Annotated in this window: 14 protein-coding genes and 1 pseudogene; 5 read left to right on the top strand and 10 right to left on the bottom strand. The window is 49.6% G+C overall.

Going from position 1 to position 22305, the window contains the following annotated elements:
• Positions 1-33: 33 nt before the first annotated feature.
• The gene (locus tag BIY29_RS11445) at positions 34-1137 is read left to right on the top strand and encodes a YcbX family protein (protein WP_121575252.1); all 1104 of its coding nucleotides are present in this window, start codon (positions 34-36) and stop codon (positions 1135-1137) included.
• A 13-nt stretch (positions 1138-1150) separates the two neighbouring features.
• Here the strand turns inward: BIY29_RS11445 and BIY29_RS11440 are convergent, their stop codons facing one another.
• From BIY29_RS11440 to pepN, 3 genes are all read right to left on the bottom strand, one after another.
• On the bottom strand, positions 1151-1720 hold the full coding sequence (locus BIY29_RS11440; RefSeq protein WP_121575251.1) for a cell division protein ZapC: 570 nt from the start codon (positions 1718-1720) through the stop codon (positions 1151-1153).
• Between the two features lie 170 nt (positions 1721-1890).
• Positions 1891-2901 (bottom strand): quinone-dependent dihydroorotate dehydrogenase, encoded by a 1011-nt coding sequence (pyrD, locus tag BIY29_RS11435; RefSeq protein ID WP_121575250.1) that lies wholly within the window; start codon positions 2899-2901, stop codon positions 1891-1893.
• Between the two features lie 203 nt (positions 2902-3104).
• Positions 3105-5720, bottom strand: a complete 2616-nt coding sequence (gene pepN / locus BIY29_RS11430; protein WP_121575249.1) for an aminopeptidase N — start codon at positions 5718-5720, stop codon at positions 3105-3107.
• Positions 5721-5952: 232 nt separating this feature from the next.
• Between pepN and pncB the strand changes: the two genes are divergently transcribed.
• The 4 genes from pncB to BIY29_RS11410 all read left to right on the top strand — a co-directional run bounded on the left by pncB (position 5953) and on the right by BIY29_RS11410 (position 11550).
• Positions 5953-7158 (top strand): nicotinate phosphoribosyltransferase, encoded by a 1206-nt coding sequence (gene pncB / locus BIY29_RS11425; protein WP_121575248.1) that lies wholly within the window; start codon positions 5953-5955, stop codon positions 7156-7158.
• A gap of 179 nt (positions 7159-7337) precedes the next feature.
• Positions 7338-8738, top strand: a complete 1401-nt coding sequence (gene asnS / locus BIY29_RS11420; protein ID WP_121575247.1) for an asparagine--tRNA ligase — start codon at positions 7338-7340, stop codon at positions 8736-8738.
• A gap of 296 nt (positions 8739-9034) precedes the next feature.
• A complete protein-coding gene (locus tag BIY29_RS11415; protein WP_276310289.1) occupies positions 9035-10111 on the top strand; it encodes a porin in 1077 nt (358 codons plus the stop codon).
• Between the two features lie 248 nt (positions 10112-10359).
• Positions 10360-11550, top strand: coding sequence for an amino acid aminotransferase (locus tag BIY29_RS11410; RefSeq protein ID WP_121575245.1), 1191 nt, complete (start codon positions 10360-10362; stop codon positions 11548-11550).
• Between the two features lie 126 nt (positions 11551-11676).
• Here BIY29_RS11410 and BIY29_RS11405 read toward each other — a convergent pair whose 3' ends face one another.
• The 7 genes and pseudogenes from BIY29_RS11405 to BIY29_RS11375 all read right to left on the bottom strand — a co-directional run.
• A complete protein-coding gene (locus BIY29_RS11405) occupies positions 11677-12324 on the bottom strand; it encodes an MBL fold metallo-hydrolase (protein ID WP_121575244.1) in 648 nt (215 codons plus the stop codon).
• A 39-nt stretch (positions 12325-12363) separates the two neighbouring features.
• Entirely contained in the window at positions 12364-12912 is a 549-nt protein-coding gene (mepK, locus tag BIY29_RS11400) for a peptidoglycan L,D-endopeptidase MepK (RefSeq protein ID WP_121575243.1), read from the bottom strand.
• Positions 12913-13093: 181 nt separating this feature from the next.
• Positions 13094-14824 (bottom strand): L,D-transpeptidase, encoded by a 1731-nt coding sequence (ldtD, locus tag BIY29_RS11395; protein ID WP_121575242.1) that lies wholly within the window; start codon positions 14822-14824, stop codon positions 13094-13096.
• A 347-nt stretch (positions 14825-15171) separates the two neighbouring features.
• Positions 15172-19611 carry a chromosome partition protein MukB gene (gene mukB, locus BIY29_RS11390; RefSeq protein ID WP_121575241.1) on the bottom strand — a complete coding sequence of 1480 codons (4440 nt, stop codon included), beginning with the start codon at positions 19609-19611 and terminating at the stop codon, positions 15172-15174.
• Positions 19608-20336, bottom strand: a complete 729-nt coding sequence (gene mukE / locus BIY29_RS11385; RefSeq protein ID WP_121575240.1) for a chromosome partition protein MukE — start codon at positions 20334-20336, stop codon at positions 19608-19610. The genes mukB and mukE overlap by 4 nt, the downstream gene beginning before the upstream one ends.
• Positions 20317-21642, bottom strand: coding sequence for a chromosome partition protein MukF (gene mukF, locus BIY29_RS11380; RefSeq protein WP_121575239.1), 1326 nt, complete (start codon positions 21640-21642; stop codon positions 20317-20319). The genes mukE and mukF overlap by 20 nt, the downstream gene beginning before the upstream one ends.
• Positions 21639-22241: pseudogene (locus BIY29_RS11375) on the bottom strand (methyltransferase domain-containing protein); the annotation flags it as partial. The gene mukF and the pseudogene BIY29_RS11375, both read right to left, overlap by 4 nt.
• Positions 22242-22305: the final 64 nt, after the last annotated feature.

The following is a 22305-nucleotide window of genomic DNA, read 5'->3' as shown; positions in this document are numbered from 1 at the left end:
AAGTTGCCGTTTTACTTCAGCAAGGAATCAGCAGTGATCGGCGTAACGCGACTTTATATCCATCCGGTAAAATCCATGCGTGGTTTACAGTTGTCCCATGCCGTGGTGTCTGCAAGCGGTTTGGCGCACGATCGCACCTTTATGGTAACGCAACCCGATGGAACCTTTATTACCGCCCGCCAGTATCCGCAAATGGTGCTGTTTACCCCAGCCCTGTTACCGGATGGTCTGTTTATTTCAGCACCCGATGGGCAAACCGCCAGCGTCCGCTTTGCGGATTTCATCAGTACGCCGCAGCCCACGGAAGTGTGGGGTAATCACTTTACTGCGCAAATCGCCCCCGATGCCATCAATGATTGGCTGAGTCAATATTTTCAGCGCCAGGTTCAACTGCGTTGGCTGGGCAGCGAACCGTCACGCCGCGTTAACCAACATCCTGACATCCCGCTGTCTTTCGCCGATGGCTATCCTTTCTTACTGATCAATGAAGCCTCTTTTCAGGCACTGCGCCAACGCTGTCCGGCCGGTATCAAACTGGAACAGTTTCGCCCTAATCTGGTGGTGACAGGCGCTTGCGCCTTTGCTGAAGATAGCTGGCAGACCATTCGGATCGGCGACGTGATTTTCGATGTTGCCAAACCCTGTAGCCGCTGTGTCTTGACCACCGTCAGTATTGAGCACGGCAGAAAACACCCTACGTCAGAGCCGCTGGCAACCTTGCAGTCCTTCCGTACCGCCGAAAATGGCGACGTCGATTTTGGTCAGAATCTCATTGCCCGCAATACTGGCATTATTCGCCTCGGTGATGCACTGGAAGTGCTGGCGACCAGGCCTTCTCGTGCTTATGGTTCAGGGAAAGTGGTTGAAAATATTGCTGCCCCTCGGCAAAACGAGCAAACGGTAACCATTCATTATCAGGGAAAAAGCCTAAAGGGGAATAATCAGCAAATATTGCTGGAACAGTTGGAACAACAGGGGATCCGTATCCCCTACTCTTGTCGTGCCGGGATATGCGGCTGCTGTAAGTTGACGTTAATCAGTGGCGACGTTTTAGCGCTCAAAAAAAGCGCAATCGGAGAAAATGGCGCTATCCTCGCCTGTAGTTGTGTTCCACAAAGCGATATCAGCTTGCAATAGACTATGCCTATCGTTAAACAACTTTGGCATACTGATAGGGAGATGACTGCTGGTCTGCCACACTTTCGGTGACCACGGGCAGTAACCTGTCATGCATGATTTTTATCGCATCCCCCAATACCATCATTTTGGCATTCAGCATTAATTGTTCCTGTGCCAGCAGACATAAGCTGGCTTTGTCACCGGCTTCCGCTATCAAAAAATACGCGGTGTCATTATTTTCGGTTAACTGTACCTGAACAATATCCCCCGTTTGAGGAGAGAGCATATCAGCCGCATACTGCTGCACAAAATGCCAGCTTTTTGGCATCAGCGGTTTAAGAAAACGGCTGGCAACCAGCGCATTCAATATTAATTCACCCTGAAGATCACGGCTCAATGCCATCTTCTGACATTTTTCGCTATAGGTAAAAAATAAAGCCGCATCTTCAACACAGAATGCACATTCATTAAAAGCATCTGGGGTTAGCATTTTAGATGGGAAACGTGAACGAAATAACATGCCATTGGCAAGATCCAACATCAGCCGATCGTGCTCGGTATCAAAATACCAGCGCCAGTTGTCGTCAGGTTTTAACTTCATATTATTTACCCTTCGCCTTTGTTACACTATTATAAGAAATGGCTGATTGCAAAATGCTGCAATAAAAAACCCGGATGATGTTGATAAATTTACTTGCCAATAACGGATAAAATATAGACTAGCCGGGGGAATAAATAAACCCCCCGGAGATAAATGAATGAACGAAATGATTAAATATGTGTAACGATATCTTTAATCAGAGGCGGACCACGGAAAATAAAGCCTGAATATATCTGAATCAACGTCGCTCCTGCATCCAGCTTTTCACGTGCGGCAATCAAAGAATCAATACCGCCTACACCGATAATCGGCAAGCGCCCGGCTAATTCCTGAGATAACCGACGGATAATTTCTGTACTACGTAATTGTAAAGGACGACCGCTTAATCCCCCTGTCTGACCACAGTGATTTAATCCCTGGATCAGTTTTCTATCGAGTGTAGTATTGGTGGCAATAACCCCGTCAATGTTATGACGAACCAAACTATCCGCTATTTGGATCAATTCTTCTTCAGATAGATCCGGCGCGATCTTTACTGCCACCGGAACATATTTCTGATATTTCTCATTTAATTCTGCCTGCCTATTCTTTATCGACAGTAAAAGATCGTCTAACGCTTCACCATATTGCAGGCTACGCAACCCTGGCGTATTGGGCGAAGAGATATTTATGGCAATATAACCAGCATGAGAATAGATCTTATCCATACAGATCAGATAATCCTCTTTTCCCTGCTCTACCGGCGTATCTTTATTTTTACCGATATTAATCCCCAATACCCCGCCAAAACGTGATTTTTTTACATTCTCAACCAGATAATCGACGCCTTGATTATTAAACCCCATTCGATTAATCAGTCCTTCCGCTTCAATAATACGGAACAATCTCGGTTTATCATTTCCGGGTTGCGGACGCGGCGTTACGGTGCCAACTTCAATAAACCCAAACCCCATAGCGCCCAGCGCATCAATACAGTCACCGTCTTTATCAAGCCCTGCGGCCAGGCCGAGTGGATTTTTAAATGACAGCCCCATACAGGTAACAGGTTTGGTGGGTACAGACTGACGAACGAGAAATTCAAAAGGGGTATTAGTGATACGGCGTAATTGCTGGAAGGTCAGTTCATGTGCTCGTTCTGGATCGAGCTGGAATAAAGTTTTCCTGATAACGGGATAGAACATATCGTCTCCTGAGATCCCAATCGCAAATAAACAAAGTCGGAATACGGCAAGATGGTAGTTCCATCAACGCGGAAAGTAAAACGTTTGTCCGGCACCGAGCTTTCCGTTCTCCTTTTTGCCGCCAACCGGTAAGCGGTATGAGATGCCCGCATTTCGCGGGCATTAGAGTAAGGGGAAAATAAAATGATATTACGGAAAAAGCCTCAGTCCTGTAACGCTTTGCTGATCTTCTCAAACAGATCGCCTGACAAATTTTCCAGCGTTTTTAACTGCTCCAGCGCCTGACGCATCAATGCCTGGCGTTTGGCATCATAACGTTTTAACCGGATTAAAGGCTCGATTAACCGGGCCGCGACCTGCGGGTTACGGGTATTGAGATCGATAAGAACGTCTGTCAGGAAACGATAACCACTGCCATCTTCCGCATGAAATGCAGAAGGATTGGATGCCGTAAACGCCCCTATCAGCGCACGCAGGCGGTTCGGATTGTTCAGGCTGAACGATCGGTGTTGCATAAGCTCACGAACCCGCTCAAGCACATCCGTAGCCGGGCTGGTAGCCTGGAGTGTAAACCATTTATCCATAACCAGGCCATCCTGATGCCAGCGATCGTCAAAGCCGGTCAGTAGCGCGTCACGCCCCGGCAACTGTGCGCTAACCGCTGCCGACAGCGCCGCCAGCGAGTCCGTCATGTTATCAGCCTGCTGATACTGCGCCCTCACCCATTTGTCAGCCTGGGCTTCATCGGCAAACGCCAGATAAGACAGGCAAACATTACGTAAGGCCCGTTTACCAATATCTGCATGTTCTATGCGATATTGTGGTGTCAGATTAACGCGATAAACCGCCAACCATTCATCCGCCATTTCCTTTGCCATTGCACGGATCATTCCATCACGCACAGCCGCAATTGCCACAGGGTCGATCGTCTCGAATAGCTCGGCGATTTCATTTTCGCTTGGCAGCGTCAGGATCTGCGACGCCAACATAGGATCCAGACTATCGTCCAGCAAAATAGCGCGGAAAGCGTCAACCACATGCATGGGTAATGAAAGCGCCTGTTGCTGCTGATAGCGGGAGACATTCAGGCGAATATAATTTGCCAGCAGACTCTGTGCCGCGTCCCAGCGGGAAAACGCATTACTGGCATGACGCATCAAAAATGTTAATTGTACGTCACTCCAGGGATAATTCAGTTTTACCGGCGCTGAAAACTCACGTAATAAAGAAGGAATCGGCTGGCAGGGTACTTGATCAAAAATAAAAGTTTGCTCTGCTTCGGTGACGTTCAAGATGGAGGACAACGGCTGGCCGTTTCTTTGCAGCGGGATCACCTGCCCTTGCGGGTCGTACAATTCAATATCCAGCGGAATATGCAGTGGCTGCTTCGGCTGTTTGTCAGCGCCTACCGGGGTCATTTGACTCACGCTCAACAAATATTGCTGGGACTGTGCATCGTAATCATCACGGACAGTCAACACCGGCGTGCCTGACTGGCTGTACCAGCGACGGAATTGAGATAAATCCACGCCGGAAGCCTCTTCCATCACCTGGACAAAATCATCACAGGTCGCCGCGCTGCCATCATGACGCTCAAAATAGAGCCGCATACCAGCCTGGAATTTTTCCTCGCCCAATAAGGTATGCATCATGCGGATCACTTCCGATCCTTTTTCGTATACGGTCAGCGTATAGAAATTGTTCATCTCTATTACCTGATCGGGACGAATCGGGTGTGACATCGGACTGGCATCTTCTGCAAACTGCGCCCCTCTCATCACCCGTACATTATCAATCCGGTTAACCGCACGGGAACCCAGGTCAGAGCTGAACTCCTGATCGCGGAACACCGTCAGGCCTTCTTTCAGGCTCAGTTGAAACCAGTCACGACAGGTAACGCGGTTACCAGTCCAGTTATGGAAATACTCATGACCAATCACCGCCTCAATATTCAGGTAATCTTTATCGGTAGCGGTTTCAGCCTTTGCCAGTACATATTTGGCGTTGAATACATTCAACCCTTTATTTTCCATCGCTCCCATGTTGAAGAAGTCCACCGCAACAATCATATAAATGTCGAGGTCATACTCCAGCCCAAAGCGGGTTTCATCCCACTTCATGGCATTTTTCAATGACGCCATAGCCCAGCCGGCACGATCCAGATTGCCGCGATCGACGTACAGTTCGAGCGCAACATCACGACCGGATCGAGTGGTAAAACGATCCTGCAAGACATCAAAATCCCCCGCCACCAGCGCGAACAGATAGCACGGTTTCGGGAAGGGATCCTGCCATTCGATCCAATGTCGGCCATCATCGAGATCGCCCTGGGCAATGCGATTACCATTGGAAAGCAGATAAGGATAACGCGACTTGTCGGCAGTAATCCGCGTAGTGAATTTCGCCAGTACGTCCGGTCGGTCAAGGTAATAGGTAATGTGGCGGAAACCTTCCGCTTCACACTGTGTACACAGCGCGTCGCCAGATTGGTACAGCCCTTCCAGCGCACTATTGGCCGCCGGGTTGATTTCAGTTTCAATGCCAAGCGTAAACTCAGCCGGTAATTGCGTCAGTATCAACCCATCATCCTGTACCTGATAATGCGGCCACGGCGTACCATCAACGCTCAGGCTCACCAGGTTCAAACCTTCCCCATCCAGCTTTAGCGCAGCCCCCTGCTCGCCTTGTAACACCACCTGGCTCACCGCTTTGACGCGGGTTTTCTCTGCATTCAGTTCGAAATCCAATGCAATGTCGGTAATAGTGTAATCCGGCGCCCGGTAGTCATGGCGATATTTCACCTGCGGCTGTTGATTCATATAAAGTTTCCACCTCGTTATAAGCTTTATGGTTCAAGTCTATGCCTGTTACGTCAATGTTACCATGACAAATAATGAGAATAATAATCATGCCAGAGCACGTTTGAATCTCGTATCCGGCGCCCCATTATGTTGTGATAAGGTAATAAATGGACAACCAAGGTATACTGATTGAACCTTGCCGATTGTCCCTACTATGGATATGCGTCTAACGAGGATGCTGTAACGCATTATGACTTTACACACTTCCCCGATTCTAACCTCATTACTGGATACCGATGCCTATAAGCTTCACATGCAACAGGCGGTGTATCACCATTATTATCATGTCGATGTCGCGGCTGAATTCCGCTGCCGGGGTGATGAGCTGTTAGGGATCTATGCTGAAGAGATAGCCGGGCAGGTTGATCTTATGCAGCGCTTGGTTTTGAGTGCCGAAGAGTTTGACTATCTCTCTTCTCTGCCTTTCTTTAAGCAGGATTATCTCAGTTGGTTGCGGAAATTCCGTTTTAATCCACAGCAAGTCAGTATTAAAAATCACCGCGGCAAGCTGGATATCCGTATTGCCGGGCCGTGGCGAGAAGTCATTTTATGGGAAGTCCCGCTGCTGGCGGTGATCAGTGAAGTCGTCCACCGCAACCGCTCGCCCCAGATAGAATTGACTCAGGCAGTCAATCAGCTAAATAAAACACTTGAACACTTGCGTAAAACCAGCGCAGATGTGGATATGGGCCAGTTCAAACTGATGGATTTCGGCACCCGTCGCCGCTTCTCACGTGATGTGCAACAGGCGATCGTCAGTACGTTACAGGCCGAATTTCCTTATTTAATCGGCACCAGTAATTATGATTTAGCCCGCCGTTTGCAGTTGACGCCGGTTGGCACTCAGGCTCATGAATGGTTCCAGGCTCATCAACAAATCAGCCCGGTGCTTGCCAATAGCCAGCGTGTGGCATTGCAGATGTGGTTGCAAGAATACCCTGACCAGTTAGGCATTGCGCTGACAGACTGCATTACCATGGATGCTTTCCTGCGTGACTTCGATCACCCGTTCGCCGCATCTTATCAGGGACTGAGGCACGACTCTGGCGATCCCGTTGACTGGGGTGAAAAAGCCATCGCGCATTATCAGCGCTTAAACATCGACCCATTAAGCAAAACACTGGTGTTCTCTGATAATTTGAATCTTGATAAAGCGCTGAATCTCTACCGCCATTTCTGGCAGCGAATCAATCTGGTGTTTGGTATCGGGACGCGCCTGACGTGTGATATTCCCGGGGTCAATCCGTTGAATATCGTTATTAAACTGGTGGAGTGCAACGGTAAACCGGTAGCGAAACTTTCTGACAGCCCCGGTAAAACGATTTGTCAGGATCAGGCCTTCGTGACTGAATTACGCAAAGCCTTCGACTTACCCCGCGTTAGAAAAGCCAGCTGAACGCCGCACTGAATCTAAATGATTGCCTAATCTTTAACCCAGCCATGCCGGAATGCACAAAACTTATTGCATTCCGGCGATTTCTGCTTGTGTCCTGTCTGACGGCAAGTAACATAGCGAAACGCCCACAGAGGGGCCATTCACTGTTTCTAAACAATATTAATTGAAGAGAGAATTTTATGAGTGTAGTGCCTGTAGTCGACGTGCTGCAAGGCCGTGTTGCCGTTGACAGCGAAGTCACCGTGCGCGGCTGGGTGCGTACCCGGAGAGATTCTAAAGCCGGTATCTCCTTTGTTGCCGTTTATGACGGCTCCTGCTTTGATCCATTACAGGCTGTAGTTAATAATAACCTCTCTAATTACCAGAATGATGTCCTGCGTCTGACCACCGGTTGCTCCGTTGAGGTGACTGGCACTGTCGTCGCTTCGCCGGGCGAAGGGCAGAGTTTTGAATTACAGGCATCTGAAGTCAACGTGATCGGCTGGGTTGATGATCCCGATACCTATCCGATGGCGGCCAAACGCCATAGCATCGAATATCTGCGTGAAGTCGCGCATTTACGTCCCCGCACCAATCTCATTGGCGCTGTAGCACGCGTTCGCCATACACTCGCACAGGCTATTCACCGTTTCTTCCATGAAAATGGCTACTTCTGGGTTTCAACCCCGCTGATTACCGCTTCCGATACGGAAGGCGCCGGCGAGATGTTCAGAGTATCCACGCTTGACCTGGAAAACCTGCCGCGGACGGAACAAGGTAACGTCGACTTCAGCGAAGATTTTTTCGGTAAGGAAGCCTTTCTTACTGTTTCAGGCCAGTTGAATGGCGAAACCTACGCCTGCGCACTTTCCAAGGTTTATACCTTTGGCCCGACTTTCCGTGCAGAGAACTCCAATACCAGTCGGCATCTGGCTGAATTCTGGATGATCGAGCCGGAAGTGGCCTTTGCTTCACTGGATGATATCGCCGGGTTGGCGGAAAAACTGTTGAAATACGTATTCAAAGCAGTGCTTGATGAACGTGCGGATGACATGGCATTTTTCGCACAGCGCGTAGATAAAGAGGCGATCAGCCGCCTGGAAAACTTTATCAACGCTGATTTCGCCCAGGTTGATTACACCGATGCCGTCGAGATTCTGCTGAATTGCGGTCAGACATTTGAAAATCCGGTTTTCTGGGGTGTCGATCTCTCATCCGAACATGAGCGCTATCTGGCAGAAAAGCATTTCAAGGCGCCGGTTGTGGTTAAAAACTACCCGAAAGACATCAAAGCGTTCTATATGCGGATGAACAGTGATGGTAAGACTGTCGCCGCAATGGACGTATTGGCGCCGGGCATCGGTGAAATCATCGGTGGTTCTCAGCGCGAAGAGCGTCTGGCGCAGTTAGACCAGCGGCTGGAAGAGATGGGTCTGAGTAAAGAAGACTACTGGTGGTATCGCGACCTGCGTCGTTACGGCACCATCCCGCATTCTGGTTTCGGTTTAGGATTTGAACGCCTGATAGCTTATGTTACCGGCGTACAAAATGTACGCGATGTTATCCCTTTTCCGCGCACACCGAGAAACGCCAGTTTCTAAATAAAAATTTAATGTAAGTAAAACAAATATGTAGAAAAGAAGAGCCGGGCTGTCCGGCTCTTTTTTTTAAATTTTAGCTATGCCTCACAAAGTTCCCTGAAATTTACATTTTGTAATACATATTTTCTATTTGTTACTCGATTACGAAGTTAGTATCATTTTCGAGGTGGATTAACGGACGAGTGAATGGAAAACTGCGTTCAGACACAGGAAGACACCAAACTTTCAGGAATAGTTCCGTAAGAAATTATTTATGGCAGTGGCAGGTGTCCTACACAACACCAATGAGGGTAATAATGATGAAGCGCAATATTCTTGCAGTGGTAATCCCAGCTCTGTTAGCTGCAGGCGCAGCAAACGCAGCAGAGGTTTATAACAAAGACGGCAACAAGCTGGACTTGTACGGTAAAGTGCAAGGTATGCATTACTTCTCTGATAACAATGGTAGTAACGGTGATAAAACCTACGCTCGTCTGGGTGTTAAAGGTGAAACACAGATTACTAACGAACTGACTGGTTACGGTCGGTTTGAATACGAATTCCGTGCCCGCCAATCAGAAGGCGAAGGTGGAGCTGAAGGTGATAAGACCCGTCTGGCATTTGCCGGTCTGAAATTTGGTGACTACGGCTCTTTCGACTATGGCCGTAACTATGGCGTATTCTATGATGCGCTGGCATGGACCGACGTACTGTTTGAATTCGGCGGTGACTCTGCTTACACCGACCTCTTTATGACTCAGCGTACCACTGGCGTGGCCACTTACCGTAACACCGACTTCTTTGGTCTGGTTGATGGCTGGAACTTCGCTGTTCAGTATCAGGGCAAAAACAGCGGTGATACGCTCAATAAGCGCGGTAATATTGATGAACAGAATGGTGATGGATGGGGTATTTCAAGCTCCTACGAATCCGACATTGGTCTGGGTATCGTAGGTTCTTATTCAGCGTCTGACCGCACTAATGAGCAATCCGTAGATGGTCGTGGTAAAACAGCTGAAGCTTGGGGTACAGCGGTTAAATATGATGCGAACAACCTCTATTTAGCTGCTACTTACGGTGAATATCGTAATCTGTCTTATATTAATGATACCGCTGGTTTCGCCGATAAAACCAAGTTCTTTGAAGTTGTTGCACAGTATCAGTTAGACTTTGGTCTGACTCCATCTCTGGCCTATATTCAGTCCAAAGGTAAAGTTGCCGAAACTGGTACTAATGACTATCTGACCAAATATGTCGGCGTGGGTGCTAAATATGCGTTCAACAAAAACATGTCTACCTTTGTTGAATACCAAATCAACCTGATTAAAGACGACAACGCATACGGCGTCAATGATGACGATACCGTTGCAGTTGGCCTGACTTATCAGTTCTAAGTTGATAGCGTAGCGCGTGACGGTTTAACCGTTCGCAAGACATAAAAAAGACAGAGTTTCGGCTCTGTCTTTTTATTTTTACTTTTTGCTTTTAAACCTCCGTAATATCCTCTTATACAGTCTTTTATTTTGTATCTCGTACTCCCTTAATTATTTCCCTTTCTTTTTTAGCCCGGTGGTTGGCAAAGCCTTTTGCTGGCGGTAATCTGGGGTTCCTTGCTTAATTTCTGCTATGGAATACCCTACCAATGTTTGAAACTATCTCTGCGGCACCCGCTGACCCCATTCTTGGGCTGATCGATCTTTTCCGCGCTGATGAACGTGCGCACAAAATTAATCTGGGCATCGGTGTTTATAAAGATGAAACCGGTAAAACGCCGGTATTAACCAGCGTCAAAAAAGCAGAACAATTTCTGCTGGAAAACGAAACCACCAAAAACTATCTGGGTATTGATGGCCTGCCTGCATTCGGTCAGTGCACTCAGGCACTGCTGTTTGGTAAACAAAGCAGCATTATTACTGATAAGCGCGCACGTACTGCGCAAACGCCAGGCGGTACAGGTGGTTTGCGCGTTGCCGCTGATTTTATTGCCAATCAGACCAGCGCCAAACGCATCTGGATCAGTAATCCAAGCTGGCCGAACCATAAAAACGTCTTTTCCGCCGTCGGTCTGGAAGTTCGTGAATATGATTACTACGATGCCGTCAACCATACATTGAACTTTGATGGCCTGTTAAGCAGCCTTAACGCCGCTCAGGCTGGCGATGTGGTGCTGTTCCACGGATGCTGCCACAATCCTACCGGGATTGATCCTACGACTGAACAGTGGACTATGCTGGCCGAGCTTTCTGTAGAAAAAGGCTGGTTGCCGCTGTTCGATTTTGCCTATCAGGGTTTTGCCCGTGGTCTGGAAGAGGATGCTGAAGGGCTGCGTATTTTTGTAGAGAAACATAAAGAACTGATCGTTTGCAGCTCGTATTCCAAAAACTTCGGTCTGTACAACGAGCGCGTAGGTGCCTGCACACTGGTTGCCGCCGATGCCGCCACCGCGGATAAAGCCTTCAGCCAGATGAAAGCGGCTATTCGCGCCAATTATTCTAACCCACCAGCTCATGGCGCAACGGTTGTTGCAACCATTCTGGCTAACGATGCTTTACGGGCCATCTGGGAACAGGAACTGACGGCGATGCGCGAACGTATTCAGCGGATGCGTCAACTGTTTGTTAATACGTTGCAGGAAAAAGGGGCTAAACAGGATTTCTCTTTCATTATTGAGCAAAACGGCATGTTCTCATTCAGCGGCTTGAATAAAGATCAGGTTTTGCGGTTACGTAATGAATTTGGCGTTTATGCCGTTAACTCCGGTCGTATTAACGTGGCAGGTATGACACCAGAAAATATGGCTCCGCTATGTGAAGCCATTGTTGCCGTGCTTTAATCAGATAATCTATAAAAGTAAAGCCGGTAACAAACCGGCTTTTTTATAGCGAACCGCCGGAAGCAGCGTTTAAAATCGCTCCCGGCGGTTTTTTATTCCCGCTGCATTTGAATAGTAATCAGATAACTACCAAACTGCAGGTTCATCGCGAATAAACGGGTTGGTTTTGCGTTCCTGACCAAACGTTGATATCGGCCCATGTCCCGGAATAAAGGTAATATCATCCCCAAGCGGGAGTAATTTATTGCGAATTGAGGATATCAGTGCCTGATGATCCCCCTGGGGAAAATCACTGCGCCCCACGCCACCATTAAAAATAACATCACCCACTTGCGCCAGACGCGATACCGCGTCAAAGAAGACGATATGTCCGGGCGTGTGGCCGGGACAATGGAATACCGCGAGGGTAACATCACCGATATGAATCTCATCACCTTCTTTTAACCAACGGGAAGGCGTTAACGCTTTACATTCACCCAGCCCAAACATTCGACTCTGCGCGGGCAACCCTTCCAGCCAGAATGCATCTTCTATCTGCGGGCCGATAATTAGCACCTGATAGTATTCAGCCAGCTCCGCCGCCGCGCCGACATGATCCAAATGCCCGTGAGTCAGCAGGATTTGCTTAACGCTAACACCCGCCTGAGCAACCACCTGTTTTATTTTGCCCGCATCACCACCAGGGTCGACTATTGCGGCTTCGTTCGTTTTCTCGCACCATAATAATGTGCAGTTCTGGCTGAATGCCGTAACGGGGATAATTTGATATTTCATACTGCTCCAGAACTAACAAAATAAATACCGCCGATCAGTTTACCAGGTGCGAACAGGGCCTGTATCAATATGAACAAAATTACTGCGGGGGTAATAACCGACGCCACCTGCCCGCATTTTTATCGCGGCTTTACGCAGGTTGGCAAGCTGGACGCCTTCGATATGGAAGTCCATAGCCTGTCCTTTGGTGTGATAGCTTTGTTTGGCTACGCCTTTACGGTGAGCTCGCAGTTGATTATTGGTATCAATCGCACGGTAGCCAGAGATCAGTTGTACCGGTTTGTTCGTACCCAACATAACCTGTAATCGGAAAAGTTGATCAAAGAGTTGTGGGTCGATAGTTTTGATCTTGTTCGCCCGATAATCGCGGAAAAAATGATTTAGCCGCGATAATTCTTCTTTAATGTAACGCCTGCCGTCAAAAAACTCGGCCTTGAGGCGTTCTCCCGTATTAAGGTTATTGAGCAACAAAATACGCGGTCGGGGTGTAGATAACGTAGCCATTGCCTGACCGGGAAGCAGTGCAATACCTAATGCTGCACCACCCAGCGCAAGCCATTTGCGGCGATGATTGTCAATGTCTTCCATAGATAGGATTTTCCTGACTAAAAAGGTGTTAGTGAGGGCACACAAAACGCACCGTCTTGAACCTTAACCGCCTATGAAAAGTGAGTCAACCCGCTTTGCTCGAGGGTTTGCGGGGGATCGCAATGATTCCCCGCATAGCAAATTATGTATTTGTTTTGCTAAACCCCGAAATTTTCGATACTTACTGCAAAAACGACCTGGCTTTAGGCAGAATTTGCATCCCTAATCTAGCAATATCGTCATAATTGTAAATATCTGTTCGAAACTGTGGCTTACCGTCATCTTCAACCCATGCGGTTAAATAATAGAGGCTTACCGGGATCCGATGTTTCATCGGGACATAGGTTGTTTTACCTTGATTCAACGTTAAAGAAATACGGTCATTATTCCAGCCGGCATCCTGCAATAACATACCAGCAAGTTCAGAGGCTTTATTTACGCGAACACAGCCAGAGCTCAACGCCCGGATATCCCGCTTAAACAAATTATGATTCGGCGTATCGTGCAGATAGATTGCTTCAGAATTGGGCATATTGAACTTATAACGCCCCAGCGAGTTATTTGCCCCCGGCGCCTGGCGCAGGCGATAGGGGAAACGCCCTGGCGATACCATCGACCAGTCAATCATTGCCGGATCGATCACTTCCGCATCCTGACTCCAGTCAGCCAGGACGGTGTAACCATGCCGCTGTAAGTAACCTGGATCCTGAATGACCTTAGGGATAATATCCTGACGCGTTAGCGTCGTGGGTACATTCCACGGTGGATTGACCACCACATTATAAAGTGAACTGCTCATCAGCGGCGTTTTGCGCTTCGGCTGACCGACAATAACCCTGGACGACAGCCGCTCTGAGCCGTCCTGATAATAAATCAGTGAGTAGTTAGGGATATTAACCATAATTCCGGTATTAACGTTATCCGGCAGTAAACGCAAACGCTGGATATTCAGCGCCAAAAGTGTGGCGCGCATTTGCGGCGGCACATTTAGCCAGTCGCGGGTTCGCTTACCAATAACACCATCATCATCCAGCCCCTTCCCACGCTGGAAGCGCTTTACCGCTTCCACTAACTCGCCATTGTAGAGATTTTCAGACGCAGTCATACCGTCTGCTGGCGGATTATCCATAGGTTGGCTCGTCGCTATATTTTCATTGAGCAGCGTGATATTTGCATCAGACGCCAACATTCCTGCTCTCTGTAGGATTTCACGCAGCGCCGGAAGCGCCTGACTGGCCTGCCCCGGACGTAAACTTTCAGACAGATTTAATTTTGGCCAGGGAAGGTTATCCACCAGCATATCCTGTAATGCCTGGTGCATTTTGGCATACTGCGAATGCTGTGGCGCCAATGAAATGATATACGCGGCGCTATCGCCTGACTTCACCGCCAGTTGCCACTGGCTCACCACGTTTGCAGGAGGTGACTGCAAACGATAAGGTACATTGCTGTATAACCAATTATTGCCATTGCGTTCTATACCAGAAACAAACTGCAAATAACCCAGCATTGCATCGGATAAGACAATATCACGCGCAAATCCGGTTATCTGTGGATCGGTAAGCCAGCTCACCCATGTCGTAAACTGTGGTTGTATGCCAGAAATCGCCAATTCCGCCAGTTGCTTTTGAAGGTACTGAACAGCCCGGCTGTCCCCCCACATCGGTTGCATTTGATGTTGTGCATATAATGACGACAAATCGGCAAGATAGTGAGGCGTAATGCCGACAGGCAACGCAGCCAACAAAGCTGTCCGGCTATTCTCCACCGAAATAGAATCCGTATTTTGAGATAGGCCAGATAACACCACGGGTGACGCTGCCAGCACCGAAAACGAAGGAGACAGGCTACACACCCAAATACAACCCGCACTCCACAACAACCTCTGCGTTTTTCGCTTATACAACAGCATTCATTTATCCCCTGTACACATTAATCACAATGCCTTCCACGACAAACCATGTTGATGGCAAAAATAAAACAACCCAGCTCAAATATTGCAGAGAAAAATGATTGTGTTTTTAAGCAGCAATATTTGCCGGTAATTATGTGCGGCGAATATTGCCTTGCCAGACTGAAATATTTCGTCTGTCTTACAGTCAGTATATAAAGAGAAAAATATTTTTGCTTCTCTCGTCACAAAATTATTTTACTGGTCTGGCGAGTTACCAAATAATCACTAGCACTGATAGTGCTTGTGATAAAAAATAAAGCCGCTCAAAAAAGCGGCTTTAAACATAAAAAAACCATTATTCCACGCTAGGAGGCCTGTTCCTGAATCTCTGTTACTTCACCCGCAAAGCCGCGCAGCCCGACCACATGAACGTGCTCGTTGTTCTGATAAACCTTACGAACCAATTTATAGGTCGTCCCTTTTTCAGGGCTGATATTTTCCGGCGCGGCAATGATCAATTGCATTTCCAGACGGTCGCAGAGTTCAAATAGCGTAGCAATGGATTTAGCATCCAAGCGGGCGGCTTCATCAAGAAACAATAAGCGGCAGGGTGATATATCTTTACCCCGCAGGCGCTTCGATTCCTCTTCCCAGCTCTGAACAACCATAACCAGAATTGACATACCGGTACCGATCGCCTCCCCTGTCGACAACGCGCCACTTTCGGCCCGTAACCAGCCATCTGCCCCGCGATTGACTTCAACTTCCATCTCAAGGTAGTTGCGGTAATCAAGCAACTCTTCGCCGATAGTTTGCGGTGTCCGCTGGCCCATATCAATTTCAGGATTCAGCCGCTGATACAATTTTGCCAACGCTTCAGAGAATGTCAGCCGGTTACTGTTAAACAGATCCTGATGCATCTCCTGCTGTTCGGACAACACGTTCAACAACGTGGTGTGCGTTTCACGCACATTCACGTTCAGACGCACACTTTTCACCTGGCCGAAAGCGACGGATTGCAACCCCTGATTCAACATACGGATACGGTTTTGCTCACGCTGGATCGTCTTGCGGATAATATTTGCCACGCTGCGTGAACTGATGGCCAGCGTCTGCTCACGGGCGGTCAGTTCTTCCGTCAGACGATTTAACTCGATCTCCATCTGTTCGATAGCTTCGACCGGATCGTCGGTACGAATAATATCCTGCCGGATACGCTCACGCAGATGCTGGTACACCGCGATATAGAACTGAATTTTACGCTCCGGGCGTTTAGGATCTTCTGAAAGACGCAAGACATCCCGCAGATGTTCGTTATCCGCAACCGCCAGACGCAATGCTCCCAGCGCCTTATCCGACATGGAGCGAAGTTCATCGCCATCCATATAGGCCAGTTCACGCCGGTGCAAACGCCGCTCAACGCCGTTATCCTTAACCAGCCGCATAACGGCACACCAGCCTGCTTTGGCGATAACTACCTGCTCGCGCATCTGATGATAATCACGTTCAAGTTTGCGTAATTTTTTCTGCAAACTATCCATTTCCGCTTCACAGAAGGTAATCTGTTTTTCCAACTGGTTGCGGCGCGAACGATTGGTGCTTAAAGCCGCATGTAATTCGTCCCGACGCTGGCGGGCGCGGAATTCAGCATCCATATCGGCGCGAACGCCAATATCCTGAAGCTCTTGCGTCAGCTCTTTCAGCATGTCGCATTTGGCGTCATAAGAACTTTTTAACGACGCCTGAACCTGACTATACTGGCTGAATTGCGCCTGATGCTGGCGCAGTTGATCACGCGCTTTCGTCCGCTCCGCTTCAGCCTGATCCAGACGATGACGCAGTTTGTCATTAAGATCAGCATTTTCGCCCAACATGCCAGCCGCATCGGTATAGCTGAAGTGCGCACGGCGTTGCACCACTTCCATTAAAGCAAACGCCTGCTGTTTGGCCTGGCGCTGCGCGTTCTGCGCCTGCGCGTAATCTTCCTGAAGCTGCTCATGCTGCTGCGGATCATTTTGCAGCACTGATACCAGCGGCTCCAGTTTCGCCAGCGTATCGCCATGTTGCTGGATAAAACGAACGGATTCCTCGGTTTCTTCCAACTCCGCCCGAACTTCTTCAACCCGGTCCTGCAAACCGTCATCACATAACAGGCTGATACGCGGGATCAGTTTGTTAAGCTGGGAACTGCCCTCTTTTGCCTGTTCGTATTGCTGACGCTGCTGCTGATTTTCACTATCAAAATTCGCAATAGCGCGCTCAAGTTCGCTGCGGCGTGAATGTAATGTCCGAATTTCCGCTTCAGGATCGTCATCGAACACCACCGCCAGATGCGTGCCGATAAAACGGCTAAAGGATTGATGCAACCGCTGTGTTTTCTGTACATCAAATGACAGCGTGGCATATTGCTCCGCCAGGGTTTCACGTTCGTCACGCAGGCTTTCAAGACGCATTTCCCGCGCCGCCCGACCAAATAGCGGCACGTCCGGGAAGCGGGAGTAGCGCCACTGACGATCGGCAACTTTAACCACCACCGCCCTTTCCAGCTCCTCAACGGCAAAAACGCTATCATCAAATGACTGTGGGTCGCCTTCAATCAGATACAGGTCTTCAGGACAGTCTTCGAGGCCCGCCAGTTGTTCCCGCACCAACGAGAGATCCGCCACCACAATCCCATGACGGGAAGGGCCATAAAGCGCCGAGAAATAAGGCGCATCATCCAGCGTCACGTCATCATAGATTTCCGACAGCAGTACGCCGCCAAAACGTTCCGCCAGTGCATTCAGTCTAGGGTCTTCCGAACCGCCAGGCTGACTGAGCCGCTCAATCTGCGCTTCAATATTTCGTTTGCGGGTGGCGATTTCATCGCGTTCAACCGTTGTTTCACGCTCACGTTCCAGCAATTGCTGCATATATTCCGTCACCTGACGGCTGTCTGCAAACGTCTCACCGCTTTGCTCGCTCAACTGCGTCAGCGTTTCCTGCGCCGCCAGCCAGACCGGGGCGCGGGAAGTCAATTGCTGAATACGCTGCTGCACCTGCTCCAGTTCCTGACGCAGCGCCATACGGCGTTCCCCGGCCTCAGCGACCAGCGACGAAAGGCTTTCAATACGCGCTTCCAGCTCCTGTTGGAGCGACTCAAGGTCTTCCGGCTGGTAATCCTGCCCGTTTCGTTTACAGAAATCCTGCAATAAGCGCTCGGCGTCCTGCTGTTCACGCCGACGTTGTTCCAGTTCCGATAAACGCATCCGTAGCGGCTGCACCCGATCAGCCTGATAACGCTGCGATGAGCCGTCGCGCAACAGATCACGCGCCACCTGCCAGGCGTCGCTGCGGCTGACCGCGCCAGCAATACGGGTCACCAACTGATAGGCTTGCTCAAACTGGCTGTGTGCCGCATCGGCAACACTCAGTTTCTGCTCCAGCAGCAACAGCACTTCTGTCGCCTCCCGCTCTTTCGCCTGATAGCTTTCCAGCCACTCATCCGCGTTGTTTGCGGTAAGATCCGGCAACTGACATAACGTCCGGGCGCGTTCCAACGCTTGCTGTGCCTGTTGATATTGAATGGCGCGGGTTTGCTGCACGTCGAGCGCCTGCTGATAATCGGCAAGCTGGCTTTTCAGTTCATCGACTTCCCGCTCTGCGGCATCGGCCCGCGCTTCATTTTCGTCCTGTTGCTCACGCGCTTCTTCAACAACTTCATTCTGCTCTTCCAGCCGGTAGCGTAGTTCTTCCAAATCCGCGTTATAACGCTCGATTTTTTCCTGCTGGCGCATGGCCGTCTGTACCAGACTCAGGTGATCGCTGGCGGCCTGATAATCCGTCTCCAGATCGCTTTCGGCGCCGCTTTGTTCTTCCAGCTCACGCGCCATTTCCACATGGCGGTACTGTTCGCTGGACAGTTGCTTACGGCTGCCGAACAGGTCGCGGCGCAGCTCCAGTGCGCTATCCAAATGTATACGCCGCTCATTGGCATGGCGCATATAGTCTGCGGCGACATACGACGTCGCTTCAGAAATCAAATGCTTAAACAAATCACGATCGGATTGGGTAACGCGAATCGCTTCCAGCGTCATGCGGTTCTCTCGCAATGCCGCTTCCATATCCTGGAATGCTTTGCGCACGCCGCTGTTTTCAGGCAGTAAATAATCACGCAGCGAACGTGTAATAGCACTGGAGATACCGCCATACAACGACGCTTCAATCAGCCGATAGAACTTGCTGCGATCGGCCGCCGAACGTAATCGGCGCGGAACAACGCCCAAGTCAAACATCAGTGAATGGTAATCAGTGATGGAGTTAAACTGTTTGAACTGAACCCCTTCCATCTCTTCAACCCGCTCTTTCAACTCCTGTAAAGAGAGAACCCGGGCCTGACGATCGCCGACTATCTGGGTCAGAAGTTGCGTCGGCTGTATTGCCGTCGGCAACCCTTGTATGGTGAAGGGTTTGATATCCACCTTACGATCGCGCCCTGCCACCTGTTGCAGGCGAACACCCACCAGCACCCGCTGGTGCCGTGAATTGATCACCTCAAGAGTGGAATAACACACCCCGGCACGCAGCTTACCGTGCAGGCCTTTGTCCCGTGAACCACTGGTTGCGCCGGCCTCGGTGGTGTTACGGAAATGCAATAACGTCAGGTCAGGGATCAGCGCCGTAATAAACGCCGCCATAGTGGTCGATTTACCCGCCCCATTGCCGCCGGATAGCGTGGTAACCAGCTCATCCAGATCAAATGTACGGGCGAAAAAGCCATTCCAGTTAACCAGCGTCAGTGAGCGAAATTTACCGCGTTCAATCATTCCTGTTCATCCTCAGCACTCTCTGGCGGGGTATCATCTGTACGATCGTTGTCTTCGCTTTCATCTTTCAGCGACAGGCTGGCCTCAACAGGCATCGCTTCGCCGTCACGAATCATCCGCAATTGTGCTTCACGGGCATCGTCACCGCTGCGGACATCGGCGCCGAACCGAAACACGGATTCGGTAATACGAAATTTGCTGCTATCACTTCCCATGAAGTAAATCATCCCCAGCCGGCGAAGCCGGTTAAGAGACGTGCGCACTTTTTCCTGTAGTTTCTGCCTGTCCAGGTCAGAACCCGTCGAACGCTGGTTAACCAGCTTCAGTAATTTGTTTTCATCCGCCAGACTGAGCAACTCTTCGTACAGTTCCTGCTGGCTGAAAATGCCTTCATGAGCCAAACGCTCCGGGCTGAGATACAGATAACAGAGGATTTTCCCCACCATCATATCCAGCTCAGACAAAACCGAACGGGGAATCAGCGTGGTTGAACGCGGACGCAGGTAGAAAAAGCCTTCCGGCGCCCGAATCAGCTCCACATTATAACGGCCATAAAACTCTTCCAGCTCTTCCTGAAAATCCATCAGAAAAGCATGGTTTTCCAGCTCTTCCATCCCGATATGACGGCCAGCGCGTAACTGACTATCCAACGCGGGAAATAACATATTCGACAGCGCGGTTGCCAGTCTGGCTGGCATGATTTGTTCAATATTTGTCGATGACATGGGCCTGTACCTTGGCTCCGTAATCATTGATTACCTGCCATAGCGCAGGCAATCCGGTGAAATCTGCTTCGGCCACACCCAGGCGAACTGCCTGGTCGACCACGATTCGGGCAACATCAAAATGCCTGGAGCGGGGATACTGCGTCAAATATTCGCGCATCACATCGCTTAAATTAAGCGGTATTTGTTGCTGTTTGTATTTATGCAGAGCCTGCTCCACCAGTGCAATCAGCTGCTCACGCATCTCGCTAAACTCTTCATATTCCAGCTCTGGCGGCAATTCGCCCATCACTTCGTCACTGCGCAATGCCAGTTCCTCATCACGCATATCCAGCAAACGATCAGCGTTAGCAAAGGTTAGCGCCCAGGGACTTTCAAAATAGCTTTGCACCGACTGACGCAACCGTTGTGAAAACACCCGATTTTTATCCATATCAATCGCGGTACGAATAAATTTATGCACATGGCGATCGTAACCTATCCATAAATCGATAGTTTGCTGACCCCAACTGACAATACGATCAAGTTTGCTTTGCAGATCAAATACTAGCTTGTCGACAAACTCCAGGTTATGCGGATTATTCAGAATAGCATCCTGAATACTCAACAGGCTGGTCTGCAACTTGTCACCGGCGGCTTCCAGCGTATCCTGCAATTCACGCAGGGTGGCTGACGTTTCCGTCAGCAGTTGTTCACAACTGCTGATCGCCGCACGCCAATCCTGATTCAGCAATGCGGCAATATCGTCTTTTACCCCCTGCTGCTGTTCATCCATCACGCGTTGGGATAAATCAATACTGTCGAAAATTTCCGCAACGGAATATTTTAGCGGAGCAAAAACATTGCGGTGCCAGTGAAACTCGTCGCCACCCTCTTCGGCGGCTTCCGCCGCCCGTTTAAGTTCCTGGGCCACGATTGAGAGCTGCATGGAAAGACGCAGCGTCGAGAACTCGCGCTGGCGGATATAGTAATCCGTAATGCCGATACCCAGCGGCGTCAGGCGATAGATGGCATTGCCATCCGCCATTTCACTGGTAAAGCGATTAAGCAACCGCTGGCGCACCAGATCGTTAATCGCATTATTGGCGCGCACGGCAATGGTTTCGTTGGTTTGATCAAATCCCTGACTGACATGACGAAAAGCATCAACCAGTTCGCCTTCACTCATTTCACCATCCATGCGCTCACCATTCAGTGTCGCTATCGCCAGCAAAAAAGCCAGACGCTCCGTAGGAAGTGAAAGGGAAAAATCATTTTTTCGTGCCCAGGCGACCAGTTCGGGTACAGTCTGGGAAAAATCACTCATAATGCATCCTTCAAATGGGGTTTATGCGCCATGACATGGATATAACGACCCAGACTCACAAAGGGTTCCTGCCGACAGTAACGCTGTTCAAGCTCAAGAATCTCGGCAAAATTATCACTTTGTTGTTGCTTATTCTGCAAATAGTCATGAAACACCCGCACACCCGTCTTACCACTGATGGACAGCCCTAACTCATTAAGCCAGCAATAAACCTGCTGCGGATCCAGTGGGTGATCGGGAGACAGCGACCGCCGTTTACGCTTCGGCATACCGGTTTGTACATAGGCAAAGTTACCCAATACCATGTTACGCATCAACAGGCCATGCCGGTTATAGAACATCAGGGATAAAACGCCCCCCGGCGACAAACAATCATACAATACCTTAAGCACCTGCCGTGGTTGCGCCACCCATTCCAGCACCGCGTGAAACAATATCAGATCGGCGGGCTTAACCATATATTGCGCAATATCCTGCGCTGCACTTTGTACAAAACGCATGTTATGGATCACACCCTGAGCGGTCGCGGCGTCTTTGGCGCGTTGAATCATCTCATCGGATAAATCGCACAACAATACCTGGTGTCCTAAAGCTGCCAGGGTGCCGGCCCGTCCTTTATACACATCTCCGAGCCCACGCTACGCCGCCTTCACTCGTATTCCG

This window comes from Brenneria alni, from assembly GCF_003666245.1.
Classification (GTDB): Bacteria; Pseudomonadota; Gammaproteobacteria; order Enterobacterales; family Enterobacteriaceae; genus Brenneria; species Brenneria alni.
The sequence above is the reverse complement of the archived record's forward strand: the minus strand, read 5'-3'. Positions and strand labels throughout refer to the sequence as shown.

Coding starts and splice junctions, on each gene's coding strand:
- BIY29_RS11440 (WP_121575251.1), bottom strand. CDS start 1,720: ATGAAGTTAAAACCTGACGACAACTGGCGCTGGTATTTTGATACCGAG.
- pyrD (WP_121575250.1), bottom strand. CDS start 2,901: ATGTTCTATCCCGTTATCAGGAAAACTTTATTCCAGCTCGATCCAGAA.
- pepN (WP_121575249.1), bottom strand. CDS start 5,720: ATGAATCAACAGCCGCAGGTGAAATATCGCCATGACTACCGGGCGCCG.
- pncB (WP_121575248.1), top strand. CDS start 5,953: ATGACTTTACACACTTCCCCGATTCTAACCTCATTACTGGATACCGAT.
- asnS (WP_121575247.1), top strand. CDS start 7,338: ATGAGTGTAGTGCCTGTAGTCGACGTGCTGCAAGGCCGTGTTGCCGTT.
- BIY29_RS11415 (WP_276310289.1), top strand. CDS start 9,035: ATGATGAAGCGCAATATTCTTGCAGTGGTAATCCCAGCTCTGTTAGCT.
- BIY29_RS11410 (WP_121575245.1), top strand. CDS start 10,360: ATGTTTGAAACTATCTCTGCGGCACCCGCTGACCCCATTCTTGGGCTG.
- BIY29_RS11405 (WP_121575244.1), bottom strand. CDS start 12,324: ATGAAATATCAAATTATCCCCGTTACGGCATTCAGCCAGAACTGCACA.
- mepK (WP_121575243.1), bottom strand. CDS start 12,912: ATGGAAGACATTGACAATCATCGCCGCAAATGGCTTGCGCTGGGTGGT.
- ldtD (WP_121575242.1), bottom strand. CDS start 14,824: ATGCTGTTGTATAAGCGAAAAACGCAGAGGTTGTTGTGGAGTGCGGGT.
- mukB (WP_121575241.1), bottom strand. CDS start 19,611: ATGATTGAACGCGGTAAATTTCGCTCACTGACGCTGGTTAACTGGAAT.
- mukE (WP_121575240.1), bottom strand. CDS start 20,336: ATGTCATCGACAAATATTGAACAAATCATGCCAGCCAGACTGGCAACC.
- mukF (WP_121575239.1), bottom strand. CDS start 21,642: ATGAGTGATTTTTCCCAGACTGTACCCGAACTGGTCGCCTGGGCACGA.